The 6,744-nt window shown below is 73.5% G+C and carries 3 protein-coding genes and 1 pseudogene; 1 reads left to right on the top strand and 3 read right to left on the bottom strand.

Features of this window, described 5'->3' with window-relative positions:
• Nucleotides 1-12: 12 nt before the first annotated feature.
• Nucleotides 13-618: pseudogene (locus BM142_RS11320) on the top strand (DUF222 domain-containing protein); the annotation flags it as partial.
• A 522-nt stretch (nucleotides 619-1,140) separates the two neighbouring features.
• Here the strand turns inward: BM142_RS11320 and BM142_RS11315 are convergent.
• The 3 genes from BM142_RS11315 to BM142_RS11305 form a co-directional block, all read right to left on the bottom strand.
• Nucleotides 1,141-2,547, bottom strand: coding sequence for a sugar porter family MFS transporter (locus BM142_RS11315; protein ID WP_092198224.1), 1,407 nt, complete (start codon nucleotides 2,545-2,547; stop codon nucleotides 1,141-1,143).
• Nucleotides 2,548-2,663: 116 nt separating this feature from the next.
• Nucleotides 2,664-4,295 carry a glucose-6-phosphate isomerase gene (gene pgi, locus BM142_RS11310; RefSeq protein ID WP_092198306.1) on the bottom strand — a complete coding sequence of 544 codons (1,632 nt, stop codon included), beginning with the start codon at nucleotides 4,293-4,295 and terminating at the stop codon, nucleotides 2,664-2,666.
• A 154-nt stretch (nucleotides 4,296-4,449) separates the two neighbouring features.
• Nucleotides 4,450-6,741, bottom strand: coding sequence for a heavy metal translocating P-type ATPase (locus tag BM142_RS11305; RefSeq protein WP_254790808.1), 2,292 nt, complete (start codon nucleotides 6,739-6,741; stop codon nucleotides 4,450-4,452).
• Nucleotides 6,742-6,744: the final 3 nt, after the last annotated feature.

Raw genomic sequence — 6,744 nt, 5'->3', positions numbered from 1 at the left:
GGCGCGGGCGGGGTGTCGGCCGAGCAGGTGGCCGAGGTGGCCCGGGCGGTCACCCCGCGTGCGCTGGGGCTGGCCGCCGACCAGGGCATCGACCTGGCCGCGGTCGATGCGGCGTTCGCGCAGGTCGCCGTGGTCGGGGGGCACCAGGAGCTGGTCGCCGTCGTGGACGGCTACCTGGCGCGGCTGGATCAGGACGGGCCGGAGCCGGACCCGACGGAGGGCCGGTCGATGTCGATCGCCACCCATCCCGACGGCAGCGTCTCGGGCCGGTTCGAGCTCGACGCGGTGGGCGGGGAGAAGTTCAAGGCGGCGGTGGAGTCGCTGGTGCAGGCCGACCGGCCGGCCGGTGACGACCGGTCCCGGGCCCAGCAGCAGGGCGACGCCCTGGTCGCCCTCTGCGACCGGCTGCTGGCTGCCGGCGGTCTGCCGGTGCTGCGCACGGTCAAGCCGCAGGTGGTGGTCACCATCGACCTCGACGACCTGGCCGACCCCGCGACCGGCCCGGGTGCCGGGCGGATGGGCTCCGGCGCCACGATCTCCGCCGCCCGCGCCCGCTGGCTGGCCTGCGACGGTCAGATCGGCCGGATCGTGTTCGGCCCCGACGGCACCCCGCTGGACGTGGGCCGCTCCCACCGGGTGGTGCCCCCGCATCTGCGGCGGGCGAACGAGGCCCGGGACCGGCACTGCGTGTTCACCGGCTGCGGAGCCCCGACCCAGTGGTGCGACGTCCACCACCTGGTCCACTGGATCGACGGCGGCGAGACGTCGCTGGAGAACTCAGCGTTGCTGTGCGAGCGGCACTCGCACCTTGTGTGCACCACGGGTTCCGGGTGGAACGCCAACCCGACGGCCGATGGCGCACCTGGCGCCCCGACGGCACCGAGATCCTCATCGGCACACCCCTGCTCGCCTGAGACGGTCCGCGGCTGCCCGCGGACAACGCCGTCGTCTGCACGCTCGACGATCCGAGGACGCCGGGCGAGGAGTCGGTCCGCCCGCCCGCCGTCTGGGTCGTCGGGGAGGTCGTCGAGCTGGCCGCGCGGCCCGCGGTGCGCCGCCACGCCGACGCCGTACGCAGGTGACGGCCGGTCAGGGGCGGCCCGCCGGCCGGCAGGCGGGCCGCCGGGACCCGGCCGGCTGCTACTCCATGTCCTCCAGCTGGCGGCCCTTCGTCTCCCGGACGAACTTCGCGACGAAGAAGAAGGAGAGGACGGCGAACGCGGTGTAGAGCCCGTAGGCCAGCGACAGCGCGATGCCGGCCAGCACCGGGAACGTCTGGGAGATCACGAAGTTGCTGACCCACTGGGCCGACGCGGCCAGGCCGAGAGCACCGGCGCGGATCCGGTTGTTGAACATCTCGCCGAGCAGCACCCAGACCACCGGGCCCCACGACACCCCGAAGAAGACGACGAAGAGGTTGGCCGCGACCAGCGCCACGATTCCCGCCGTGTCGCCGAGCAACGGCTCGCCGTCCACCACCGGCGCGGTGCCGAACATCCAGGCCAGCGTGCCCAGGCTCAGCGCCATCCCCGCCGATCCGACGAGCAGCAGGATCCGCCGGCCCACCTTGTCGATCGTGGCGATGGCGACCAGCGTCACCACGATGTTGGTGACGGACGTGATCACGGTGATCGTGAGGGCGTCGGACTCGCTGAAGCCGACCTGCTGCCACAGCGCGGTGCTGTAGTAGAAGATCACGTTGATCCCGACGGCCTGCTGGAAGACCGACAGCAGGATCCCCACCCAGACGATCGGCTTGAGGCCGAGGACGTGCCCCCGCAGGTCGGCGAAGCTCGCCTTGCGCCGCTCCTCGGCCTGCACCGTGCGCTCGATCTCGGAGATCCGGTGGTCCACCCCGGCCGTGAGCACCCGGCCGAGCGCCCGGCGCGCCTCCTTCGGCTCCCCCTGGGCGACGAGGTACCGCGGGGACTCCGGGATGGTCAGGCACATCACCAGGTAGACCAGGCCCGGCAGGGCCTCGGCGATGAACATCCAGCGCCAGGCCTGCAGGCCGAAGGCCAGGTCCTCGGCCGCCCCGCCCGCGAGGTTGGCCAGCAGGGCGTCGACCAGCAGCGAGATGAAGATGCCGGTGACGATCGCCAGCTGCTGCAGCGAGCCGAGCCGGCCGCGGATCGGGGCCGGCGAGATCTCGGCGATGTAGGCCGGCGCGATGACCGAGGCGGCGCCCACCGCGATGCCGCCGACCACCCGCCAGACGGTCAGGTCGATCGGGCCGAAGGCCAGGCCGGAGCCGAAGGCGCTGCTGATGAACAGCACCGCGGCCCCGAACATGACCCGGATGCGGCCGTACCGGTCGGCCACCCGGCCCGCGCCCCACGCGCCCAGCGCCGCACCGAGGAGGGCCGAGGCGACGACGAAGCCGGTGAGGCCGGCGCCCATCGCGAAGTCCCCGCGCAGCGCCACGACGGCGCCGTTGATCACGGCCGTGTCGTAGCCGAACAGGAAGCCGCCGAGCGCGGCGACGGCGGCCAGGTGGATGGCCCGGACGGTGTTGTACTGCTCCTGGGTGCCCGTGGTCTCGGCCATGTTCCGCCCCGGTCCGGAGAGAGATGGGTCGCGCTATGTGACCACGTCGTCCCGGCGGCGGCATCTCCACCGGGACACGCCCGGGCGGGACCGCGCCCCCGGCCGTGCGCCGGGGCTCAGGTCGCCCGGCCCCGCATCCGCCGGTACTCGGCCACCAGGGCGGCCGTGGACCCGTCCTGGTCCACGGCCACCGGTTCCGCGCCGGTCAGGGCCGGCGCGAGCTCGCGGGCCATCACCTTGCCGAGCTCGACACCCCACTGGTCGAAGGAGTCGATCTGCCAGATCACGCCCTGGGTGAGGACCACGTGCTCGTACAGCGCGATCAGCTGCCCCAGGACCCCCGGGGTCAGCCGCGGCGCCAGGATCATCGAGCTCGGCCGGTTGCCGGGCATCACCTTGTGCGGCACCACCGACGGCGGCGTGCCGTCGGCGGCCACCTCCTCCGCGGTGCGGCCGAAGGCGAGGGCCGCGGCCTGGGCGAACATGTTCGCCATCAGCAGGTCGTGCATCTCGCCGATGTCGTGGGCCGGCTCCCCGAAACCGATGAAGTCAGCGGGGATGAGGGTCGTCCCCTGGTGCAGCAGCTGGTGGAAGGCGTGCTGGCCGTTGGTGCCCGGTTCGCCCCAGTACACCTCGCCGGTGGCGGTGGGCACCGGCTCCCCGTCCGCGCGGACGGACTTGCCGTTGCTCTCCATCGTCAGCTGCTGCAGGTAGGCCGGCAGCCGGGACAGGTACTGACTGTAGGGCAGCACCGCGTGCGACTGGGCGCCGAAGAAGTTGCGGTACCAGACGTTCAGCAGCCCGAGCAGCACCGGGACGTTGGCCTCCAGCGGGGCGGTGCGGAGGTGCTCGTCGACGGCGTGGCACCCGGCGAGCAGCTCGTCGTAAGCCTCCGGCCCGATCGCCACCATGAGGGACAGCCCGATGGCGGAGGTCATGGAGTAGCGCCCGCCGACCCAGTCCCAGAAGCCGAACATGTTCTCCGGGTCGATGCCGAAATCCCGGACGGCGTCGGTGTTGGTCGACACCGCCACGAAGTGCCTCGCCACCGCGGCGTCGTCCACGCCCAGGCCCCGGAGCAGCCAGTCGCGGGCGACCGCGGCGTTGGTCAGGGTCTCCAGCGTCGTGAACGTCTTGGAGCTGACCACGAAGAGCGTCTCGGCCGGGTCGAGGTCGCGGGTGGCCTCCGCGAAGTCCGTCGGGTCGATGTTGGAGACGAAGCGGACGGTCAGCTCCCGGTCGGTGTGGTCGCGCAGCGCCGTGTAGGCCATGGCCGGCCCGAGGTCGGAGCCACCGATGCCGATGTTGACCACCGCCCGGATCGGCCGGCCGGTGTGCCCGCGCCATTCCCCGGAGCGCACCCGGTCGGCGAAGGAGCGCATCCGCCCGAGCACCTCGTGCACGTCGCGGACGACGTGCTGGCCGTCCACCACCAGGTCCTCGTCGGCCGGCATGCGCAGCGCCACGTGCAGCACGGCGCGGTCCTCGGTGGTGTTGACGTGCTCCCCGCGGAACATCGCGTCGATCCGCTCGCGCAGGCCGGCACGCGCGGCGAGCGCGACCAGCAGGCGCAGCGTCTCGTCGGTGACCCGGTGCTTGGAGTAGTCGACGAGCAGGTCGCCGACCCGGCCCGTCATCCGCGCCGCCCGCTCGGGGTCCTCGGCGAACAGCGTCCGCAGGGTCTGGTCCTCGATCGCCCGGTGGTGCTCGGCGAGCGCCTGCCATTCCGCGGTCCGGGTGATGTCCATGCCGACTCCCTGTCGCCGTGCTCCGCCGTTTCCGGCGCTGCCGTGGTGCCTGCCAGCGTATGGGGACCGGCTGCGCCGATGACCCGGCCGGTCGGTGCTCGCCGCTGCGGCGCCGGTCGCCGGACGGCTCATCGCCTGCCCGGCGGCCGACCGCTCAGCGGTGCCCGGCCGCCGCCGGCTGCCGTCCGGCCGGGACCGACCGGGCGCCGCCGGCCGCGACACCGGCCTCCGGGCGGAGGTCGAGCCTCCGCAGGAGCTGGGCGTTGAGGGCGACGACGACCGTGGACAGCGACATCAGCAGGGCGCCGACCTCCATGGGCAGGACGAACCCCACCGGGGCGAGCACCCCGGCCGCGAGCGGCACCGCGGCCAGGTTGTAGCCGGCGGCCCACCAGAGGTTCTGCGTCATCTTCCGGTAGCCGGCGCGGGACAGCTCGATCACCGAGAGCACAGAGCGGGGATCGTCGGAGGCGAGGATGACGCCGGCCGATGCGATGGCGACGTCGGTGCCCGCGCCGATGGCGATCCCGACGTCGGCCTGCGCGAGCGCGGGAGCGTCGTTGACACCGTCACCGACCATGGTCACCGTCCGGCCCTGGCGCTGCAGCTCCGCCACCTTCTCGCTCTTGTTCTCCGGGCGCACACCGGCGAACACCTGGTCGATGCCGAGGTCGGCCGCGACCGCCCGCGCGACCGGTTCGGCGTCGCCGGTGATCATCACGACCTCAATCCCGAGGGCGTGCAGGGCGTCGACCGCCTCCCGCGACTCCTGCCGCACCTCGTCGGCCAGGGCGAGTGTCCCGAGGACGGCGCCGTCGACGAGGACGTGCAGCACCGTCGCACCCGCGGCCGCCCACGGTTGCGCGGCCGGCATCGGCGCCAGGTGGTGCTCGGCGAGCAGGTGCGGGCCGCCGACGGCCACCGTGCGTCCGTCGACCGTGGCCGTGACCCCGACGGCTGCCGACGCCCGGAAGCCCGTGGCCGCCGGGATGCTGAGCCCGCGGCGCCGCGCCGCGGCGACGACGGCCCGGGCGAGCGGGTGCTCGCTGTCGGACTCCGCAGCGGCCGCGAGCGCGAGCACCTCGTCGTCCGAGACGCCGACGCCGACGACGTGCTCGACCGTCGGCTCGCCCCTGGTCAGCGTGCCGGTCTTGTCGAACAGGACCGTGTCGATGGTGCGCATCCGCTCGAGCGCGGCCCGGTCCTTGACCAGCACGCCCCCCTTCGCGGCACGCTCGGTGGAGATGGAGACCACCAGCGGGATCGCCAGCCCCAACGCGTGCGGGCAGGCGATCACCAGGACGGTGACGACGCGGGTGATCGAGTCCTCCGGAGCCCCGTAGGCCGACCAGACGACAGCGGTGATCGCCGCCGCACCGAGGGCGTACCAGAACAGCCATCCGGCGGCCCGGTCCGCGAGCAGTTGGGCGCGGGTCGAGGAGGACTGCGCCTCGGCGACGAGCCGCTGGATGCCGGCCAGTGCCGTGTCGTCCCCGACCGCGGTGACCCGCACCCGCAGCGCGGTGTCGGTGGCCACCGTGCCGGCCACCACGGGGTCGCCCGGGCCGCGCCGGACGGGCTTCGACTCCCCGGTGATCATCGACTCGTCGACGTCGGCCGTACCCTCGACGACCTCCCCGTCGGCCGGCACCCGGCCGCCCGGCCGGACGATGACCACGTCACCGCTGGCCAGCTCGGCCGGCGGGACGGCGACGACCTGGTCACCGACGACCTTCTCCGCCTCGTCGGGCAGTAGCGCGGCCAGCGAGTCCAGGGCGGAGGACGTCTGCGCCAGCGAGCGCATCTCCAGCCAGTGCCCGAGCAGCATGATGACCACGAGCAGGGTTAGCTCCCACCAGAAGTCCAGCTCGTGGGAGAGCACACCCAGGACGGCCCCCCAGGAGGCCACGAAGGCCACCGTGATGGCCATGCCGATCAGCAGCATCATCCCGGGCTGACGGACCCTGATCTCACCGACCGCACCGGTGAGGAAGGGGCGCCCACCCCAGACGTACACGACGGTGCCGAGCACCGGCGCGACCCACTCGAGGCCCGGGACATCAGGAAGCCGGTAGCCGACGATCGAGGCGAACATCTCGCTGAGCAGCACCGTCGGCACCGCGAGCACGAGCATGATCCAGAACAGCCGCCGGAACATGGCCACGTGGTCGCCGTGGCCGGACCCGTGACCGCCGTGGCCGGACCCGTGGCCACCGTGGCCGGACTCGTGGCCACCGTGGCCGGACCCGTGGCCCTCCGGCGTCCCGGGGTGCTCGCCGGGCGCGGGCCGTCCCGCGGCGGCCAGCGGGTCGGTGACCTCCGCACCCGGACCGGCCCCGCCACCCGCGACCGGCATGCCCTGCCCGTGGGTGCCGTCGTGGTCGTGCGCCGTGCTGACGTGCCGAGGCCCCGCGGTAGGACCGGGGCGATTCGTGGGATCTGACATGAC

The sequence above is a fragment of the Blastococcus tunisiensis genome, from assembly GCF_900112815.1.
Lineage (GTDB): Bacteria > Actinomycetota > Actinomycetes > Mycobacteriales > Geodermatophilaceae > Blastococcus_B > Blastococcus_B tunisiensis.
The sequence above is the reverse complement of the archived record's forward strand: the minus strand, read 5'-3'. Positions and strand labels throughout refer to the sequence as shown.

What these genes read in the sequence shown, in the direction of transcription:
- BM142_RS11305 (WP_254790808.1), bottom strand. Translation starts at nt 6,741, where the DNA reads ATGTCAGATCCCACGAATCGCCCCGGTCCTACCGCGGGGCCTCGGCAC.
- BM142_RS11315 (WP_092198224.1), bottom strand. Translation starts at nt 2,547, where the DNA reads ATGGCCGAGACCACGGGCACCCAGGAGCAGTACAACACCGTCCGGGCC.
- pgi (WP_092198306.1), bottom strand. Translation starts at nt 4,295, where the DNA reads ATGGACATCACCCGGACCGCGGAATGGCAGGCGCTCGCCGAGCACCAC.